Here is a 20129-nt window from a genome sequence, read left to right as displayed (position 1 = left end):
ATATCTTATTTGAAAATATTATATCATAATAGTTAAAATTTAACAGGAGGAAATACATTTTTAATTTTACTAAAAAAAGCTCACCCATCAAGATTATACCACTAGGTGGAATCGAAGAAATTGGAAGAAATATGACACTTTTTGAAAGCGAAAGGTCTCTTATTGTACTTGATTGTGGAATAAAATTCCCCGATCCAAGTTTCGAATCCTCTCTTTTAACGGCTGATTTCCAATACGTAATTGAAAAAAAAGATAAGGTAAAGGCCCTCTTCATCACACATGGGCATGAAGATCATATTGGTGCAATTCCATTTCTTTTAAAAAAAGTAAACATACCTATATACGGAACCAAATTAACTCTCGGAATGGTAAGGGCAAAGTTAAGAGATTATAAAATATCCCCAAAGGATATAACTTTTCATGAAATTAATTCAAATGAAATTATTTTTGTTGACGATATGTTTGTTGAATCCTTTCACGTCAACCATAGTATTCCTGACGGAGTAGGATATGCTATTCATACCCCACATGGAACAATAATTCATTCTGGCGATTTCAAATTCGATCAAACTCCAATAGATAGAAAAACAACAGAATACAGCAAACTAGTATCAATTAGTTCAAAGGGCATAGACCTCCTGATACTTGACATTACAAACGTTGAGAGAGAAGGTTTTACACCATCTGAAAGGGTAGTAGGAGAAAAATTTTTTGATGTATTCAGGAAAGTAAATGGAAGAATAATTCTTACAACTTTTGCTTCAAATATCCATAGAGTACAACAAGCAATTAACGCGTCAATCGCTTTTGACAGAAAATTTTGTATTCTTGGTAAAAGCATGGTAAATACTGTATCAATAGCAAAAGAACTAGGGTATTTATCCTTTCCTGAAGAGTTTCAGTTAAAGCAGCATGAATTGAAAAATCAGCCACTTGAAAAAACCACAATAATCACAACAGGAAGTCAAGGTGAACCTCTTTCAGTTCTAACAAGAATAGCAAATAACAATCATAAAGACGTTAAAATCTTTCCAAATGACACTGTTATTATTTCAGCATCACCAATTCCAGGCAATGAAACTCTCGTCAACAAGACCATAAATAAACTATTTAAGTTGGGAGCTGAAGTTTTATACGAACCAAATCACAAGGTGCATGTATCAGGACACGGTTCTAAAGAAGATATAAAGCTCCTCATAAATTTAGTAAAACCAAAAAATCTCTTACCATTTCACGGCGAATTTAGACATATGAAGCATTTTTCTGATCTTGCCCAAAATCTTAATTACTCTGAAAAAAATATCATATTGGCAAAAAATGGAGCAGTCGTTGAGTTGAATAATGGAGAAGTTAAAATAGTTGATGAAATCGCAATTAGAAATATGATTGCAAGCGGTTCAGAAATAATTGAATTTAATAAAAGTTCTTTCCTTGAAAGAAAAAAATTATTAGAAGAAGGGTTAATTTTGATATCATTAACATTTGATCCAGAAAGGTTCAAAATATTAGCCGAACCAAGAATAAAGACATTAGGTTTGAAAAATCATGATAATATTATTCAAAAAGAAATTGAATCGGCAATATATTCTTTCTTTTTAAAGAGTCCAAAAATAGAAAATACTCAAAAACTTGAAGATAAAATCTCTAATTCAATAAAAGAATTAGTTTTCAGTCAATATAGGAAATACCCAGCTATTTTTGTACAGGCCATTGCGCTAAATATTAAATAGTTTTCCTAGTTTAATTTCATTGAAAAAGTTTTGTACCAAACCTGATTAAAGCTTTAACTTCGTAGATGCTTTTCCCTTCTGCGTAGATTCTAATCACAGGCTCAGTTCCAGATGGCCTTATCAAAAGCCAACTTTCATCTTCTAAAATATATTTAATTCCATCAATAGTAGAAATTTCAAAAACTTTTTTATCATTAATCTTCTTTGCCGGATTTTCAATTAGATCTTTAATTCTCTTTCTTACCTCTTCGACTGAAATTTCTAATTTTAGATCGTATCTATCATATTCAAAAAAACCAACTTTATCATATATCTCATCAAGTTGTTCCATTAAAGATTTCTTTGTAACAACAACAGATTCGATCAAATAAAGAGAAGACAAAAAACCATCTCTATCCGGAATGTGCCCAAGAAAACCAAAGCCTCCACTCTCTTCTCCCCCCATTAAGATATTGCCTTCGCTAATCATCTTAGAACAAATATATTTAAAGCCAACTGGCAATATTTCAAATTCTATATTGTAGTGCTTACATAATTTATCAACCAAAACGCTCACGGCAAAATTCTTGAGAACTTTTCCTTTCAGCTTTCTATTTGTAACCAAATGATTGAGCAATAAAGCATAGGTTTGTTGAGATGTAAAAACAGTACCAGAAGCATCGCAAGATGCCACCCTATCTCCATCACCGTCAAGAGCTGTACCTAAATTTAATGATTTAGAAAAAACTTCATACGAAAGTGGACCCAAAAGTTGAGGAATTGGCTCAGGTCTCGACCCATTAAAGTATGGGTCTTTTTCATTTCTTACAGGAAATACATTTATATTTAGATTAGATAAAAGTTTTGAAAGATACCCCGAACCTGCACCATTCATGCAATCAACAGCAACTTTAATGCCTGACTCTTTAATGGCATTGATATCAATAAATTTTAATAGAGAATTTTTATAATTTTCAAAAAGATTTTGCACTCTAATTTTCTTCTTTTCATTGCTAAATCTATAAGTTTTAATTTTTCCCAGATTGGATTCGACCTTTGATGTGAAATCTTTAGATGCAGAACCGCCAAAGCTTTGCTTTATTTTAAAGCCATTATAATTATACGGATTATGACTTGCAGTTATCATTATGCCCACCGCACATGCCTTGTCTTTAACAGAAAATGCAAGTGTAGGAGTTGGGATAAAATTATCAGAAATTATTACGTCAAAACCTACACCTGACAAGATTTCAGCAACGTGTTTTGCAAAATCTTCTGAGAAAAACCTTGTATCATAACCAATAACACAAGTTTTATTTAAGGGATTTTCTTCTTCTAAGGTAATTGCTAATGCCAATGATACTTTTTCAAGATTTTCAAAAGTATAATCCTGAGCAATTTTTGCTCTCCAACCATCAGTTCCAAATTTTATATTCAACTTTTCTACCCCTTTGTATTTTAAGAATATAAAACTCAATAAATATATTATACAAACTAATTCGTAAAAAACATCAAATAAGAAATATTCGCCCTTGCTTCACTCCCAACCAAAAATCTATTTTTGGCATAAAGTACAGAAGAATATCCACCATCCAAAAGCATGGCCTCTTTTAAGCCAAGTTTTTCCAAAGAGTTTGCAAGCTCATTCAAAGTACAACCTGGCCAAGAAACAGAAAAAACATAAATATTAGATGATGCATCAATTCCCAAACCAGTTCTCATGCGATTTCCTATCTTAATATCATTTGCTATATATTCTTTTTCAGATGATTGAATGGCAATATTTTGCCCATTATAAAGCAACATAGGACCACCAGAAATATAGAAATCCAAATTACTATTTATTATTGGTTCTACACTTACTCTAATTGTATCTGTAGGCACAAGGTTATTTAATACGTCCAAGTCATGATTGGCTAATAATATATATCCTCCTTTAGTTGGCAATGCACTTCTAGTATACAAATATTCGAAAGTACCATCCTCATTTATTTTTATTAATATGCCTGAAGTGGGTAAAACGGGCCTTAAATATCCATTCGTATACAATATGTTTTCGTAATAATTTTGTGGTCTATTTATCCCATCAAGGTATAATACCTTGCATTTTGAAGAAGAACTACAAATATTGAGCTTCACTCTATATTTTAAATAATTTATACTTGCAGTATTATTCTTATAATAAAAAAATGTTGCTCTATTATCGCCCATATATGACTGAGGTTCACCATGCATGTATAGAGCACCTAAAAGCTTATTAGAATAAAAAAACGTTCCGTTTACAAGTAAAAAGGGGTTATAGTAGTTAACCACGTCTATTGCTCTAATGGGATAATCATTTAAGTAAGGTATTATTCGAACTTCTTTTGGATTAAATTTAAACACATATAAATGTGCATTATTAATAACATATTCGTTCTCAGTAAAAGCATAAGAATTATTTTGATAAAAAAACAATATACAAAAAACAAAAAAAGCATAAAAAAGGATTTTTGTAGAAAACAAAAAGGAATTTATCAATTTCTCATAAAAAGAAATAGTATTTTTTATCCAAACTCTTTTCATACTCACCTCGAATTAGGGTAGAACTTCTTTTGATATACATGCACCCAAGTTACTGAGTTTTATTTCCAAATTTTCATAGCCACGATTAAGATGTGACAACCCAAAGACTCTAGTCTCACCTTCTGCCATCAATCCAGCAATTACAAGTGCAGCACCCGCTCTCAAATCAAGAGCTCTTACTGGCGCACCAGACAAATGATCAACCCCTACAACAACTGCAGTCCTTCCATCAACCCTGATATCTGCGCCCAATCTGCTCAGTTCCTCAGCATGCAAATACCTATTTTCAAAAACCATTTCTGTTATAACAGAAGTACCCTCCCCAAGTGATAGAAGGGCCATAAATTGCGCCTGCATATCTGTAGGAAATCCAGGATGTGGAGATGTTTTTATTGTTACTGGCTTAGGTCTATTATTACATCTTACCCTGATACCGTTTTTCTCTGGCAAAACTTCAATGCCTGCTTCAATCATCTTTTCAATAACTGAGCTCAAATAATCAGAGCTTATATTCTCTACCAGGATATCGCCACGCGTTATTGCTCCCGCGAGCATTAAAGTACCAGCTTCAATACGATCAGGTATAATCGTATAATTATCGATCGGTTTAAGAGATTTTACTCCCTCAATTTCAATAGTCCTTGAACCCGCCCCTCTAATTTTTGCGCCACATAAATTTAGAAATTCAGAAAGACCCAGTATCTCCGGCTCTTTTGCAGCATTATCAATAACTGTCATACCCTCTGCAAATACAGATGCCATAATCAAATTTTCAGTAGCACCCACGCTTGGATAAGACAAATAAATATTTGCGCCTTTAAGCTTATCGCATTCAAGATTCACAAAACCATGTTCAATTGATCTTTTTACGCCCAGAGCCTCAAAACCCTTAAGATGAATATCGACAGGTCTCGAACCAATAGCACAACCACCCGGAAGAGCTACCTTTGCTCTACCAAATCTTGCAAGAAGTGCCCCTGCAACCAAAAAAGAAGCCCTCATAGCAATAACAGGTTCCAAAGGAGGATCGTATCTTGAAACGTTCGAGGGATCAATTAAAATCTCTGAATTTCCTCTAAAATCAACTTTGCCCCCAAGACTGGAAATTATCTTAGCCATAGTATTAACGTCCAATAAATATGGGATATTAGACAAAAATACAGGTGAATTGAATAATAGAGCCGCCGCCATAATAGGCAGCGACCCATTTTTCGAACCACTAATTTTTACAGAACCTGATAAAGAATTACCGCCACAAATTCTATAATATTGTTTAGAAAAATTTCCATTGCAATTATTCGTTTCTAAAATACTCCTTATGCACCTCTTTTCCTACTTCCACTTCTTCTATTCAACAGTTCGATTGCCTTAAGTCTTGCAAGCGCCCTTGCAAGCGCAGCTTCTGCTCTCTTCACATCTACCTCTTCTGTTTTCATGGTTAATCTTGCCCTCGCTCTTTTTTCAGCCTCTTTAGCCCTCAACTCATCTATATCTACAGCAAGTTCTGCAGCATCAGACAGAACTGTTACTTTATTATCTTTAACTTCGAGAATTCCTCCGATGGCAGCTACTACTTCTCTATCAGAATTCTCTTTAACAAATTCTATCACATCTACCTTTAAAGTGGTAACAAGCGGTGCATGTCTGGGCATAATACCAAGCGAGCCCTCTTCTCCCATTGCTGAAACAAACGTTACCTCTTCATCAACTACAACACCCTCAGGGGTTAAGATTAACAATCTCATTTATATTCACCCCTAACTAGCTTGTGATGCTTGCATAGACGCTGCCTTCTCACGAGCTTCTTCAATTGTTCCAACCATATAAAAAGCCTGTTCGGGTAGTTCATCACAATTGCCATCAAGGATCTCTTTAAAGCCTTTAATTGTATCTTCACGCTTTACATATTTACCATTCATTCCTGTAAATGCTTCTGCAACGAAGAATGGCTGAGACAAAAATCTTTGGATTTTTCTAGCTCTGGCAACCGTCAGTTTATCATCTTCAGAAAGCTCTTCCATTCCAAGAATGGCAATGATATCCTGGAGGTCTTTATATTTTTGCAAAACCTTTTGGACTCCACGTGCTACCAGATAATGTTCCTCACCTACTACTCTTGGATCAAGTATGCGTGATGTTGAGTCAAGTGGGTCTACAGCAGGGTATATTCCAAGTTCTGCAAGAGGTCTTGACAAGACAACAGTACCATCAAGGTGAGCAAAAGTTGTTGCTGGCGCTGGGTCAGTCAGGTCGTCAGCAGGAACGTAAACAGCTTGTACAGAAGTAATAGAACCGTCTTTTGTAGTTACAATACGTTCTTGCAAGCTTCCAACATCTGTACCCAAAGTAGGTTGATAACCTACTGCAGACGGCAATCTCCCCAGAAGTGTAGAAACCTCAGAAGCTGCCTGAACAAACCTAAATATATTATCTATAAACAATAATACGTCAGCTTTATCAACATCTCTAAAATATTCCGCCATAGTAAGACCCGTCAAACCAACTCTCATACGAGCACCTGGTAACTCATTCATCTGGCCAAAAACCATAACAGTTTTATCGATAACGCCTGATGCTTTCATCTCGTGATAAAGGTCATTGCCTTCACGAGTTCTTTCTCCAACGCCTGCAAATACTGACTTCCCACCATGCTCTGCTGCTATATTTCTAATTAACTCCATCAAAATAACCGTTTTGCCAACTCCTGCGCCACCAAACAAGCCTATTTTCCCGCCTCTTGGAAATGGAACCAAGAGATCTACGACCTTAATACCTGTTTCCAATTGCTGAGGAACGGGGTTAATATCTCTAAGACTTGGGGGGGCTTTGTGTAATGGTGAAAAGTTTTTTGCTTCAACTTTTGGGCCATCATCAACTGTATTACCTAAAACGTTAAAAATTCTACCAAGGGTTTCATTACCCACAGGTATCATAATTGGTGCACCGGTATCAACAACTTCAGTTCCTCTTACCAAACCATCAGTAGAAGACATTGCAATAGCTCTTACTCGATTATCGCCTAGCTGTTGCATAACCTCTAAAGTAATATTAAATTCCTGCCCATACTGATTTTTCCCCTCTATTTTAAGAGCGTTCAAAAGTGAAGGTATTTTGCCAGGTTCAAATTCTATGTCCACAACTGTACCTAAAATTTGTACAACCTTACCAACGTTCGCCAATGTCCACCTCCTAAGAACCGAGAGCTGTAGTGGTTCCTACAATTTCACTCAGCTCGCGGGTAATTATTGCTTGACGCGCTTTATTGAAAGCAAGTGTAAGTTGTTTAATTAGATCTTGTGCATTTTCTGAAGCTTGAGACATAGCTTGCATCCTTGCAGCCTGTTCAGAAGCTGCAGTCTCAAGAATCACTCTTAATATTTCTGCCATCAAACCTCTTTCCAACAAGTATGAAGCTACAACATCTTCTTCAGGTTCAAAAATATAAGTTGCTTTTGGCTCAGATTTTTCCTGTACATGAATTAGTGGTAACACTTCTTCCTCAACTATTGTATATTTAGCCATAGATTTGTAATTGTAGTAAAGAACTTTTAAGGAATCTATAGTTCCATCAGAAAAATATTTTGTAATTTCAGAAGCTATCAATGAAGCTTCCGCTTGAGTCGGAGGTTGAGGTAACTTTGTAAAACTAGCTATTACTACAGGAAATCTTCTTTCAAGAAATTGCTTTGCCTTTCTCCCTACGGCAAAAAGTCTGACCTCTTTGCCTTCAGATTTATATTTTTGATAAAGCTTAAGGGTTTCCTTGAGAATGTTTGCGTTAAAGGACCCACAAAGCCCTCTGTCAGAAGTCACAACCAGAATGCCTACAGTCTTAACTTCTCTCTTTTCTAAAAGTGGATGTTGAAAACCAGAAATTTCAGTTGAGAGTCTTTTGGTTAACTCAAACATTTCTCTTGAATAGTCTTTAACCCTTTTAACCCTTTCTTCAGCCTTTCTTGCCTTAACCGCAGCTACAGATTTCATTGCTTTAGTTATCTTTTGGATATTCTGAACAGCCTTTATTTTTCGTTTTACATCATTAGGACGCATTTTATTTACCGCCTACAAAAAGAGCTTTGAATTCTTTGATTGCTTTCTCAAGTTTTTCTTCTGTCTCTTTTGAAATTGCCTTTTCTTTTGTTATTGCTTCAATAATATCCTGATTGTGAGCTTCGATATAAGATAGAAGTTCTTTTTCAAATCTTTGAATATCCTCAGTATTAATATCATCAAGGAATCCACGAACTCCTGAAAATATAGAACACACTTCTTTCCAAAGAGAAAAAGTCAGATATTGAGGCTGTTTTAAAAGCTCAACAAGCTTTTCACCACGAGTCAAAACCTGTTTCGTAGCTGGGTCAAGATCAGAAGCAAACTGAGCAAATGCAGCTAACTCACGGTACTGTGCTAGTTCAAGTCTTAATCTACCTGCAACTTGCTTCATAGCTTTTGTTTGCGCCGAGCCACCTACACGAGAAACAGAAAGACCTACGTTTACAGCAGGTCTAACGCCCGCATAGAAAAGTTCTGGCTCAAGGTATATCTGACCATCTGTAATAGAAATAACGTTAGTGGGTATATAAGCCGTAACGTCACCTGCTTGCGTTTCAATTATTGGTAGTGCAGTTAAACTGCCACCCCCATAATTTTTATTGAGCTTTGCCGCTCTTTCAAGAAGCCTGGAGTGCAAATAAAATACGTCACCTGGATAAGCCTCACGACCAGGTGGCCTTCTTAAAAGAAGTGAAACCTGTCTATATGCCCATGCATGCTTAGAAAGGTCATCGTAGATTATTAAAGCGTCCTTACCCTGCTCCATAAATTCTTCACCCATTGCGCAACCGCTAAATGGCGCAATGTATTGAAGAGCAGCGGCATCAGAAGCATTTGCTACTACAACAATTGTATAGTCCATTGCACCATTATCTTCCAATGTCTTAATAATAGTTGCGACAGTTGAAGCTTTTTGGCCTATTGCTACATAAATACATATCATATTCTGATCTTTTTGATTAAGGATCGTATCAACACAAATAGCTGTTTTACCAGTTTGTCTATCACCAATTACAAGCTCTCTTTGACCCCTACCTATAGGAATCATGCCATCTATAGCTTTAATACCTGTTTGTACGGGTTGGTTTACTGATTGTCTGGTAATTACGCCAGGGGCTACTCTTTCTATTACCCTATACTTCTTTGCATTGATGGGTCCCTTACCATCAAGGGGCCTTCCTAAAGCATCGACCACTCTACCTACCAGCTCTGGACCAACGGGAACCGATATAACCCTTCCAGTTGATTTAACTGTATCACCCTCATTTAACTTTGAGTCATCACCTAAGATAATTGCACCAACAGAGTCTTCTTCAAGGTTAAACACAATCCCATAAACGTCATTTGGAAATTCTAAGAGCTCAGACATCATAGCATCTTTTAATCCCCAAATCCTTGCTACTCCGTCACCAACAGATATAATTGTGCCAACTAATGCAGATTCTGGCTCAGCCTTTATGTTAGATAACTGCTTTTTTATTACATCAGTAATTTCTTCAGCCCTTATCTTCAAAAAAACAACACCTCCCTTCAATTGGTTAAAAGAAGTCTCTTGGCCTTATCCAAGGACCCCTTAATACTTGCATCAATAAGATAATCTCCAATCTTTGCTCTAAAACCACCAATAATCTTTTCGTTAACAACTTCTACAATATCTACTGTTTTAGCATTAAATTTCTTCTTAAAGTACTCTATAAATTTTGATTTTAATTCGTCAGTTAATGGAGTGGCCACTTCAAGATTGGCAACAATTCTTCCACTTTCTTCATTCAAAGTCTCCTCTAAAGATTGGAGTATAAAAGGAAGTAAAAAAAATCTATTTTTATCTATAAGAAATTCTAGCAAAGAAAAAATATCACTTGAAATATTGTTTTTTAAAGGTTCGATTAACTCCTTCTTGGTACCAAGATCTAGAACAGGATTTAAGATTATCTTATCAAGTCCTGTTTCTTTAAAGCTCTTAAGAAGGGTTTTTGTTTCGTCAACAACATCTTGCAGGCTTCTCTTGTTTTCCTTGAGAATAGACAAAAAAGCTCTTGCGTATCTTTTGGCTAAAACATAGTTACTGCTCATTCTAATTCTTACCTATTTTCTGTAAATATTCTGTTACGAATTTTGTCTGCGCATTTTTATCCAATTCTTTCTCAAGGAGCTTTTCTGTAAGCGAAATAGTAAGATTAACAACCTCAACCTTAAGTTCTGCTATAACCTCTGCCTTAGCCCTTTCAAGGTCTTTGGCAGCACTATCAACTATTTTTTGCGCCTCTTCTTTAGCTTTTTGGATAATATCCTTTTTGACCTCTTCAGCATACGCTCTTGCTTCTTCTACAATTTTTGAAGAACGAGCCTTTGTTTCTTCAAGTTCTCTTTTTGACTCCTGCAAGAGTTTTTCCGCTTCTTCCCTTTCCTTTCGAGCCTGTTCTATTGCACCTGCGATAGCTTTTTCTCTCTCTTTAAGTGCACTGTTTATTGGTGGAACAACAAATTTTACAAATAAAAAGAAGAATATTAGAAAGGAGACAATAGTCCAGAACTCTAGTCCAAATTCAAAATTCATCATTTTTTTAGATCTCCCTTAAAAGAATAAAAGACTAGTGCTTAGGAGCTGCAAACAAAAGGATCATAGAAACAGTAAAACCATAAAGAACCTGAGCTTCAATAAAGACCAATACCAAAATCATATAGGTACGTAGCGGTCCAAGAAGTTCTGGCTGTCTTGCAAGAGCGGTCAAAAAATATCCACCTAAAATACCCATACCTGCGCCACCACCAGCAGCGGCAAATCCAATAGCAACACCTGCGCCCAACTGAGCCAAACCAAGATTTATACTTACTGCATCCATTTAAAAACACCTCCAAAAATTTTTAATTAAAGTTGTGAAACAAAAACTAATGTTCAGGTGCAACAGCACCAGCAATATACATTGATGTTAAAACAGCAAAGATTATCGCTTGAAGTGATTTTACAAAAACTTCCAAGAAATACATTCCCACAGAAGCAGCGAAAGAAACAGACCCGAGCATTATGCCACCCATAAATGCTCCTGTCGCAAGCAGTGCAAGATAAATCAAAACACCGATTATAATGTGTCCAGCCATCATATTGGCAAATAACCTTATTGCCAATGAAAGAGGCCTTGCAAAGTGGCTAAATACCTCTATGACAAAAACAACCGGAATAATAGGAGCAGGAAGACCAGGGACAACTATACTTTTTAAATATCCGACTAAACCATTTCTAAATACTCCCAAAACGTTATAAAGTATAAACACGAATATTGCAAGTATAGCGGTTGTATTAATGTTAGCAGTAGGAGTATAAGTACCTGGAATAATTCCTATAAAATTTGATGCAAAGATAAAGAAAAATATTGAGGCTATTAAAGGAAAAAACCTTTCAACATCTTTTCCGTGCATAAAACTTTCTACTAAATCTTTCCTAACAAAATCTATAAGTACTTCAAACAAAGTAACAAGTCTGTTAGACGGTACTACAGTCATACTTCTGCTACAATAAATCAAATACAACATCATAATTATAGAAGCTATCCACATCCACAAAACTGCCTGGGTAATACTAAGATCAAATCCACCAATGTTTATAGGTATAATTTTGTGCAACATAAATTCTTCAGCAATATGCAACCTTCTTCACCCCCTTTCATTTTTGAACTAAGATTTGTTTTAATATGATCCACAGACCTGAAAAAACGCCCAACAAAAGCCCAAATAAAAAACCTACTAATCCAAAGCCCATTTTTTCCTGTAAAAACCACCCTAGCAACAACCCTCCTAATGTAGTTCCTAAAACATTAAAACCTAATTGAGCAACGTGTAGGGGCAAATTTTGTTTTCCTTTATTGTTTTTTATATTATTCACCCCTACTTACAAAAATCATTTATAGATTAATAGATTTTCCTTATCATGTCAATAATAAAATTATACTTTCACTAAACACTTCAAATTCCAATTACTAAATAAATATTTTAGTTTCACCAATCTCATATGTCACTAGTTCTGTCAGAAAAGTCTTAATTTTCTAAATAAAAAAGATTTATACAAATAAATAATTTATATCACAAATTAAATTAATAGGTATTTTTGAATATTTATAATATAAAAATTAAATAAAAACTGAGCAATGTAACTTAAATAGTAATTTGATGGTATCATTTTAGTATAATATCAAAATTTTTTGAAATGGAGGAAAGAAAAAATGGATCCAAATCTGAAGTGGCATGGTGAAGTATTTGGCAAAAGAGCTGTAGAAGCTTTAAAAAAAAATAATTTTAATGCTGATTTCTTTAATACCAGAGAAGAGTTAATAAATAAACTTTTAGAAATTATTCCAGACAAAGATGTTATAGGAGTAGGAGGCTCAACAACTGTACAAAACCTGGGCATATTGGATATCCTGGCAAAGAGAGGCAATACAATCTTAGATCACAATAAGCCAAATCTTTCACCAGAAGAAGTATTAAACTTAAGAAGAAAACAGCTTACCTGCGATACATTTATAGCAAGTTCCAATGCAATAACGCTTGATGGAAAACTTGTAAATACTGATGGAGTTGGAAACAGGGTTGCTTCAATGATATTTGGACCTAAACAGGTAATAATAATAGCCGGCACAAATAAAATAGTTAAGGATGAAGAAGAAGCAAGAAAAAGAATCAAAACAATAGCGGCACCAATAAACAATAAGAGGTTAAATAGACCAAACCCCTGTACTGTAACAGGTGAATGTATGGATTGTCAAGGACCGACAAGGATATGTAATATTACCACTATATTAAAGAAGAGACCAACTCTAACCCCATTTAGCGTTTTTATAATTAACGAACATTTAGGTTTCTAATAGTAAACCATCTTCATAATTGTATCTAAAATCAACAGGCCTTTCTGAGCTAAGTTTAAAAAAATATTCTAGAGATTTCAAAATTCTAAAAGAAGCTCTCCCATCTCCATAGGGGTTGAGCTTCTTTTTCATAGAAAGATAAAAAGTTTTATCACTCAAGAGTTTAGCTGCAGTATTGTAAATTTTTTCTCCATCAGTTCCGCTTAAAACAACTGCATTTGCCTTGAGCGCCTCAGGTCTCTCTGTAGTCTTTCTCATAACGACCACAGGAACACCAAGAGAGGGGGCTTCTTCTTGAACGCCTCCAGAATCTGTAAGTATGATGTAACAGTTTTTCATAACATGTATAAAAGCTTCATAGTCAAGGGGTTCAAGCAAAGATACTCTTGAATTATTGCCCAAAATATTTTGAGCATCAACTCTTATTTTTGGGTTCATATGTACAGGAAAAATTATATGTATGTCGTCAAAGCTCTCAACTAACTTTTTTATTGCATGAAAAATATTTTTCATTTCATCCCAATTTTCTCTTCTATGAGCAGTAACTAAAATCTTTCTTAAAGGAGAATTTATTATTGAATTTAAAATTGGAGGAAAATCATAATCTCTTTTAGATATATGAAGTAAAGAATCTATAACGGTATTCCCGGTTATAAATATATCTTCCTTTTTGACATTTTCCTTGATCAGGTTATTAAAAGAAATAATAGTAGGTGCAAAATGTAAATCAGCAAGACAGGTAGTCATCCTTCTATTAACTTCTTCAGGATAAGGGTTGAATTTATCATAAGTTCTCAAACCTGCCTCTACATGTCCAACTGCTATTCTGTGATAAAATGCTGCTAATGCTCCCACATAAGTGGTCGTTGTATCTCCCTGAACAAGAACAATAGATGGATTAACCCTCTTCATAATATTACATAAACCTTCCAATGCTCTAATAGTTATTCCTTCAAGGCTCTGACCCGGTTTCATTATGTCAAGATCAAAATCTGGTTCAATATTAAATATTTTCAAAACCTGATCTAGCATTTCTCTGTGCTGAGCAGTAACAACCACGACAGGTTCAAAGTACTTCGAGTTCTTTAATTCCAAAAAAAGAGGAGCCATTTTAATAGCTTCAGGTCTAGTCCCAAAAATCAGCAAAGCTTTAAGCACTTTTTCTCACTCCAATAACAATAGATTCAAGTAAAAATAAAAATAGATAACCAAAAATCAAAAAAGAAGCTGTAAACAAAAAATATTCTTGAGGCAAAAAGACAAAAAAGAATACCAGAGATCCCATTACAGTGATTCCTCTAAACAAAGAATTGATCTTCCTTACACTCCAGCCCTTTTCCAAAAGCATATGATGAAAGTGACCTTTATCAGGTGAAAAAATTGATCTTCCAGATACCGATCTTCTTATAATAGCCCAAAAAGTATCTGCAACAGGGATTATTAGCATAATAATAATTGAAAATAGCGTTACAAGTGTAAGGCCCTTCATAAACCCACTAATAGAGATTAGACCAATTATAAAACCCACAGTCAAGGAGCCACTATCTCCCATAAATATTCTAGCAGGATTTATATTGAAAACAAAAAAACCTGTCATAGAAAACAAAAGTATTATCGAAATTATAAAAACAAAATTTCTATCCAGAACATAAGAAACTATTGCCATTGATAAAAGTATTAAAATAGCAACTCCCGATGCCAAGCCATCCATACCATCTACCAAATTTAGCGCATTAGATAACCCTACAAGCCAAAAAATTGTCAAAAACAACGACAATCCTCCAAAAAAAAGATACCCTACAAATGGAAAATAAATATAGTCTATTCGAAAACCTAAATTAAAAGCTATAAACGAGGCAAAAATTTGGGCTGCTAATTTTATAATAGGATTAATTCCAAAAAGATCGTCATATAGCCCAAGGAAAAATATTGGAAAAACGCAAATCAGGAAATCAGTAATTTCAAATCCCTTTACCAAAAGGGAGTATAAGAATAATGTAATTAGAAAAGGTACAAAAAATCCAAATCCTCCAAGGCGGGATGTTAATTTACTGTGAATCTTTCTCTTATCAGGCTTATCGTAAATTTCCAATTTTTCAGATAAAAAAATTACAAATTTAGTGTTCAAGAGTGAAAGAAAAAAAGAAAACAGACATATAAGAAACAACAAGATAAACTACACCTCTTTGTTATCAGGAATAAATTTTATAATTTCTACTCCAGCTTCATCCAACATCTCTAAAGCAAGTTTATCAGGGTAATCGCCCTGATAAACTATTTTAACTATCCCTGCCTGGATAAGCATTTTTGCACAGGTTATACATGGCTGATTCGTAATGTATATTGTAGAACCCATAAGACTTACTCCATACATAGCACCCTGAATTATTGCATTTTGCTCAGCATGCAATCCTCTACAAAGTTCCTGTCTCTCACCAGAAGGAATGTTCATCTTATCTCTCAAACAGCCAATATCAAAACAGTGCAATAGTCCTGAAGGAGCACCGTTATAACCAGTTGACAATATCCTTTTTTCCTTTACAATAACAGCTCCCACTCTTCTTCTTATACAAGTTGAGCGCGTAGCAACTAAAAAAGCTATTTTCATAAAATAAGAATCCCAATCAGGTCTCACTCTTTTTCCTCTTTTCATTTAAGTATCTTTCAGCTATTATTACAGCTGAAATGTCATCAACTGGCTTATCCAAATATCCAAAAAACTTACAAAAAAAACCTTTGAATCCTTTTAGCGAATTAATATATCTCCATTTGGCTTGTACCGAAGTATTTCTTTCTGATATTATCACAACTTTTAAATCCAAATTGAGCTCATCTATTAACTCCATCACCTTTTTATGCCCAGTTCCACTTCCAACAGCAACAACTTCAATCTCATAACTTTTTATAAATTTTAAAAACTCTTTTTTGAAGTCATTAAGTAGTATTATCCCTTTTGAAAAAACATTATACTTATCATCTAAAATTGCATAACCAATTTTACAACTTCCAACATCGATTCCTAAAATCAATATATAATATACTCCTCACTTTTTGAATATTACACATTTATGATAGAATAGTTTTGAATGTTTGACTACTCAATATTATCATAAAGTTATCAAACTTACCCTGTCTGGGCATTGCGGGATAACAATGGGCAATGCTCAGATAGTGGATTTATTATTTAAAGGAGGATTTTATGCTAGACAAAGAACTTAAGAAAAAGGTAATAGAAGATTTTGGCCTGCATGAGAATGACACTGGTTCGGCAGAAGTACAGGTAGCGATATTAACCTATCGCATTGAAAAACTTACAGAGCATTTAAAAGAACACAAAAACGACCTTCACTCAAAAAGAGGGCTTTTAAAGATGGTAAACCAAAGAAAGAGATTGTTATCTTATGTGAAGAATAAAGATATAAATAGATATAGAAAGCTGATCGGCAAACTTGGTCTTAGAGAAACTGCATAATGAACGGAGTACACAGTATCACAAAAGAAATAGCAGAAGGCATAGTTATAAATATTGAAACGGGACTTTTAGCAAAGCAAGCAAACGGTTCGGTTACTGTTAGATCAGGAGATACTATAGTTTTTAGTGCAGCAACAATGTCTAAAGAAGCCCGAAGTGATATAGACTTCATGCCTCTGGTAGTTGACTTTGATGAAAAGATGTATGCTGCTGGAAAGTTTCCTGGGGGGTTTTTTAAAAGAGAAGGAAGACCAAGCGAAAGAGCTATTCTGTATAGTAGAATTATAGACAGATCTATCAGACCGTTGTTTCAAAAAGGATTAAGAAATGATGTCTGTATCTCTTCCTTTCCCCTCTCGATAGATAATGATTTTCCAGCAGATGTGCTTTCTATCATCGCTTCCAGTGCAGCTTTATGTATTTCAGACATTCCTTTTAATGGACCTGTAGGCGCTGTTAGAGTTGGCGAAATCGACAAAAAGTTCATTTTAAACCCCACAATTGATCAGATCGAAAAAAGTGACATAGATATCGTAGTAGTAGGCAAAGAAAACAACATTCTAATGATAGAAGGAAGTTTTAACGAGATCCCTGAAGATAAGATAATTGAAGTAATTAATTATGCTCTCCCGGCAATAACAAAAATATGCGACCTTCAAAAAGAATTAATATCCTTAATAAATCCAACTAAGAGTTCAGTCTATTTGCAAGAACCAACAGAAGACATTATCAACGCATTAGATTCTATTTTAACGAGTAGCATCACGGATAGATTTCCTCTCAAAACAAAACAGGATTTTGAAAATTTAGAAAAGGAATTAAAAGACGAAATTTTGTCTACTTTGTCTGAAAGATTTGGTACTGAATTTGTAGAAAATAATCTCTTGTTAATAAACCAGGCTTTCCAAAATAGATTAAAAAAGATAATAAGAAACTATGTGATAAAAAACAAAAAAAGAGTTGATGGTAGAAATTTAGATGAAATTAGACCGATATCCATTCAAGTGGGTTTATTACCAAGAGCACATGGCTCAGCACTTTTTACCAGAGGTCAAACACAGGCACTTAGCATTGCAACACTGGGAACACAGGAAGATTCTCAGATAATAGATACCCTTTATCAATCAAGCAATGAAATCAGAAAAAGATATATGCATCATTATAATTTTCCAGGTTTTAGCGTAGGTGAAGCAAGACCATCACGGGGGCCGGGAAGAAGAGAAATTGGCCATGGTGCCCTGGCAGAAAAAGCTTTATTGCCAGTTTTACCAAAAGAATCTGATTTTCCCTACACTATAAGAGTTGTCTCTGAAATACTTGAATCAAATGGCTCATCTTCTATGGCTTCAACATGCGGTTCTTCTTTATCTCTGATGGATGCAGGTGTTCCTATTTCAAAACACGTTGGCGGAATAGCTATGGGACTTATTTATGAAAATGACGAAATTGTTGTTCTATCTGACATTACTGGTTTGGAAGATGCATTAGGGGATATGGATTTTAAGGTTACCGGAACTATTGACGGAGTTAGTGCGCTACAACTAGACGTAAAGGTACCTGGTATACCCATTGACGCTCTTTCAATAGCGCTTAAAAAAGCAAATGAAGGCAGAAAGGTAATCATAGAAAAAATGAATCAAGCTATATCACATCCCAGAGAAGTACTTTCAAACTATGCTCCAAGAATAGAAATGATTCAGATTAATCCGGATAAGATAAGTGATGTAATAGGGCAAGGTGGAAAAATAATCAAGAAAATCATAGAAGAAACTGGCTCAAAGATCAGTATTGAACAAGATGGTAAAATTTATATAGCATCTACCTCCAGAGAAGGTCTAAATAGAACCATCGAAATCATAAATAACATAACTAAACCAATAGTTCCAGGACAGATTTACATTGGAAAGGTAACTAAGATATTCAACTTTGGAGCACTTGTTGAAATTGCTCCTGGAAAAGAGGGCCTGGTCCACATTTCTGAACTCTCGAAAACAAGAGTCAAAAACGTTGAAGATGTTTTAAAGTTAGGAGATGAGGTGACAGTGAAAGTTCTTGATCTTGAAAGCAACGGAAAAATAAATTTAAGCATAAAGGCTCTTTCAGAAAATTCATCAGATTCTAAAAGTAACAAACATTCAGGAAAACAAAAAAGGACAAACAGATAACGAAAATGGTTTTAAACAAAACTAATATCTATTCCGAAATATTACATAGACTTAATATTCTCTATCCTGAAATAAAAAGTAACCTGAACTTTAACACTCCTTTCGAATTTTATGTGGCCATTGTTCTTGCGGCTCAGTGCACAGACGAAAAAGTAAATACGGTAACTAAAGAATTGTTTAAACGTATAAAAAGCTTTGAAGATTTAGACAGAATATCATTAGAGGAATTAGAAGAAGCAATACATTCAACCGGATTCTATCACAATAAGGCAAAGTCTCTTAAGGAAGGGGCAAAGTATATAATCAAACACTTCAATTCAACTTTACCAAATAATTTCAATGACCTTATTAAAATTCCTGGATTAGGAAGAAAGTCGTCATATGCTATTTTAGGCTATGTATTTAATAAAAGCGCTATAGTCGTTGACACTCACGTTAAGAGATTGGCTATGCGCTTAGCTCTTGTAAAAAAAGCCGATCCAATAACTGTTGAAAGAGAGATTTCTTCAAATGTGGAAGAAAAAAATTGGTTTAAATTCTCATATATGTTAAATCAACACGGAAGAACAATATGTACTGCAAAAAATCCTAAATGTCAGGAATGTATATTAAACGATATTTGTCCAAAGGTAGGAATTTCTAATAATAAATGAAATATAAAATAGACTTACACGTTCATACTGATTTTTCTAAAGATTCAAATATTTCTATAGAACAACTGCACAAAAAGTCTATACTAAGTGGCATAAACGTAATCGCCATTACCGATCACAACACGATAAAGGGGGCACTGATTGCAAGGGATAGAATAAGGGATATTGAAATTATTATAGGAGAAGAAATTCTTACTACTCAAGGAGAAATAATTGGACTATTCCTACAAAAAGAAATTAAACCATATCTGAGCGCATCTGAAACTATAAAGCAAATTAGAGCGCAGAATGCTCTTGTATATCTTCCTCATCCGTTTTCCTTTTTTAGAAGTGCATTAAAAAATTCTGTTAAAAGAGCTCTCTTAGATGAATTTGATATAATTGAATCGTTTAATGCTAAATCGTTGCCCTATGAAAATTTTCTTGCTAAAGAGTTTGCAACAAAAAATAGAAAGGTGGTTGCAGCAGGAAGTGATGCACACTCAATAGAAGGATTCGGTAAAACCTATTCTTATGTTGAAACAGAACTAAACGTTTCGAGAGAAAATTTGGTAAAAATTTTGAGTGAAGCCAAAATAGTTGGAAAATATTTTTTTCTTGAGAATATCTTTTATAAAATATCAGCAAGTTTTCAAAAAAGAAAGGAGTTATAA

General features: G+C 34.5%; 22 protein-coding genes. 6 read left to right on the top strand and 16 right to left on the bottom strand.

Annotated elements, in window-relative coordinates; genetic code table 11:
* Positions 1-56: 56 nt before the first annotated feature.
* Positions 57-1730: a ribonuclease J gene (locus TDSAC_RS02835; RefSeq protein ID WP_321165947.1), complete on the top strand. Its 1674-nt coding sequence runs from the start codon at positions 57-59 to the stop codon at positions 1728-1730.
* A 16-nt stretch (positions 1731-1746) separates the two neighbouring features.
* Here TDSAC_RS02835 and TDSAC_RS02830 read toward each other — a convergent pair whose 3' ends face one another.
* The 12 genes from TDSAC_RS02830 to TDSAC_RS02775 are packed head-to-tail and all read right to left on the bottom strand — an operon-like array spanning position 1747 to position 12207.
* The gene (locus TDSAC_RS02830) at positions 1747-3147 is read right to left on the bottom strand and encodes a phosphohexomutase domain-containing protein (RefSeq protein WP_150130282.1); all 1401 of its coding nucleotides are present in this window, start codon (positions 3145-3147) and stop codon (positions 1747-1749) included.
* Between the two features lie 56 nt (positions 3148-3203).
* Entirely contained in the window at positions 3204-4274 is a 1071-nt protein-coding gene (locus TDSAC_RS02825; protein ID WP_108308776.1) for a phosphodiester glycosidase family protein, read from the bottom strand.
* A 12-nt stretch (positions 4275-4286) separates the two neighbouring features.
* The gene (gene murA, locus TDSAC_RS02820; RefSeq protein ID WP_108308775.1) at positions 4287-5534 is read right to left on the bottom strand and encodes a UDP-N-acetylglucosamine 1-carboxyvinyltransferase; all 1248 of its coding nucleotides are present in this window, start codon (positions 5532-5534) and stop codon (positions 4287-4289) included.
* Positions 5535-5590: 56 nt separating this feature from the next.
* Positions 5591-6019 carry an ATP synthase F1 subunit epsilon gene (atpC, locus tag TDSAC_RS02815; RefSeq protein WP_108308774.1) on the bottom strand — a complete coding sequence of 143 codons (429 nt, stop codon included), beginning with the start codon at positions 6017-6019 and terminating at the stop codon, positions 5591-5593.
* 12 nt (positions 6020-6031) lie between these two features.
* Positions 6032-7453, bottom strand: coding sequence for a F0F1 ATP synthase subunit beta (gene atpD, locus TDSAC_RS02810; RefSeq protein ID WP_108308773.1), 1422 nt, complete (start codon positions 7451-7453; stop codon positions 6032-6034).
* A gap of 10 nt (positions 7454-7463) precedes the next feature.
* Positions 7464-8324, bottom strand: a complete 861-nt coding sequence (gene atpG / locus TDSAC_RS02805) for an ATP synthase F1 subunit gamma (RefSeq protein WP_108308772.1) — start codon at positions 8322-8324, stop codon at positions 7464-7466.
* A 1-nt stretch (position 8325) separates the two neighbouring features.
* Complete coding sequence (atpA, locus tag TDSAC_RS02800; protein WP_108310298.1) at positions 8326-9840, bottom strand: F0F1 ATP synthase subunit alpha; 1515 nt, start codon at positions 9838-9840, stop codon at positions 8326-8328.
* 17 nt (positions 9841-9857) lie between these two features.
* A complete protein-coding gene (gene atpH, locus TDSAC_RS02795; RefSeq protein ID WP_108308771.1) occupies positions 9858-10400 on the bottom strand; it encodes an ATP synthase F1 subunit delta in 543 nt (180 codons plus the stop codon).
* A gap of 1 nt (position 10401) precedes the next feature.
* Positions 10402-10887 carry a F0F1 ATP synthase subunit B gene (gene atpF, locus TDSAC_RS02790; protein WP_108308770.1) on the bottom strand — a complete coding sequence of 162 codons (486 nt, stop codon included), beginning with the start codon at positions 10885-10887 and terminating at the stop codon, positions 10402-10404.
* A gap of 31 nt (positions 10888-10918) precedes the next feature.
* Entirely contained in the window at positions 10919-11170 is a 252-nt protein-coding gene (gene atpE / locus TDSAC_RS02785; protein ID WP_108308769.1) for an ATP synthase F0 subunit C, read from the bottom strand.
* A 46-nt stretch (positions 11171-11216) separates the two neighbouring features.
* Entirely contained in the window at positions 11217-11972 is a 756-nt protein-coding gene (atpB, locus tag TDSAC_RS02780) for a F0F1 ATP synthase subunit A (RefSeq protein WP_108308768.1), read from the bottom strand.
* 16 nt (positions 11973-11988) lie between these two features.
* The gene (locus TDSAC_RS02775) at positions 11989-12207 is read right to left on the bottom strand and encodes an AtpZ/AtpI family protein (RefSeq protein ID WP_108308767.1); all 219 of its coding nucleotides are present in this window, start codon (positions 12205-12207) and stop codon (positions 11989-11991) included.
* Between the two features lie 337 nt (positions 12208-12544).
* Between TDSAC_RS02775 and TDSAC_RS02770 the strand changes: the two genes are divergently transcribed.
* Complete coding sequence (locus TDSAC_RS02770) at positions 12545-13186, top strand: lactate utilization protein (protein WP_108308766.1); 642 nt, start codon at positions 12545-12547, stop codon at positions 13184-13186.
* On the opposite strand, the gene wecB is transcribed toward TDSAC_RS02770, so the two are convergent.
* From wecB to ruvX, 4 genes are read right to left on the bottom strand one after another with little or no spacing between them, the layout of a single operon-like run.
* Positions 13175-14344: a non-hydrolyzing UDP-N-acetylglucosamine 2-epimerase gene (wecB, locus tag TDSAC_RS02765; RefSeq protein ID WP_108308765.1), complete on the bottom strand. Its 1170-nt coding sequence runs from the start codon at positions 14342-14344 to the stop codon at positions 13175-13177. The two genes, TDSAC_RS02770 and wecB, sit on opposite strands and share 12 nt — an antisense overlap.
* Positions 14337-15356 carry a glycosyltransferase family 4 protein gene (locus tag TDSAC_RS02760; protein WP_199919871.1) on the bottom strand — a complete coding sequence of 340 codons (1020 nt, stop codon included), beginning with the start codon at positions 15354-15356 and terminating at the stop codon, positions 14337-14339. Before TDSAC_RS02760 ends, wecB begins: the two co-directional genes overlap by 8 nt.
* A 6-nt stretch (positions 15357-15362) precedes the next feature.
* Positions 15363-15821, bottom strand: a complete 459-nt coding sequence (locus tag TDSAC_RS02755; protein WP_108308763.1) for a deoxycytidylate deaminase — start codon at positions 15819-15821, stop codon at positions 15363-15365.
* Positions 15811-16215, bottom strand: coding sequence for a Holliday junction resolvase RuvX (gene ruvX / locus TDSAC_RS02750; RefSeq protein ID WP_199919870.1), 405 nt, complete (start codon positions 16213-16215; stop codon positions 15811-15813). The genes TDSAC_RS02755 and ruvX overlap by 11 nt, the downstream gene beginning before the upstream one ends.
* A gap of 170 nt (positions 16216-16385) precedes the next feature.
* On the opposite strand from ruvX, the gene rpsO reads away from it, so the two are divergent.
* From rpsO to TDSAC_RS02730, 4 genes are read left to right on the top strand one after another with little or no spacing between them, the layout of a single operon-like run.
* Positions 16386-16658 carry a 30S ribosomal protein S15 gene (rpsO, locus tag TDSAC_RS02745; protein WP_108308761.1) on the top strand — a complete coding sequence of 91 codons (273 nt, stop codon included), beginning with the start codon at positions 16386-16388 and terminating at the stop codon, positions 16656-16658.
* Positions 16658-18823, top strand: coding sequence for a polyribonucleotide nucleotidyltransferase (locus TDSAC_RS02740; protein WP_108308760.1), 2166 nt, complete (start codon positions 16658-16660; stop codon positions 18821-18823). Before rpsO ends, TDSAC_RS02740 begins: the two co-directional genes overlap by 1 nt.
* Positions 18824-18828: 5 nt before the next feature.
* Entirely contained in the window at positions 18829-19476 is a 648-nt protein-coding gene (locus TDSAC_RS02735; RefSeq protein ID WP_108310296.1) for an endonuclease III domain-containing protein, read from the top strand.
* On the top strand, positions 19473-20129 hold the full coding sequence (locus tag TDSAC_RS02730) for a PHP domain-containing protein (RefSeq protein WP_108308759.1): 657 nt from the start codon (positions 19473-19475) through the stop codon (positions 20127-20129). Before TDSAC_RS02735 ends, TDSAC_RS02730 begins: the two co-directional genes overlap by 4 nt.

The organism is Thermodesulfobium acidiphilum, from assembly GCF_003057965.1.
GTDB lineage: Bacteria > Thermodesulfobiota > Thermodesulfobiia > Thermodesulfobiales > Thermodesulfobiaceae > Thermodesulfobium > Thermodesulfobium acidiphilum.
The sequence above is the reverse complement of the archived record's forward strand: the minus strand, read 5'-3'. Positions and strand labels throughout refer to the sequence as shown.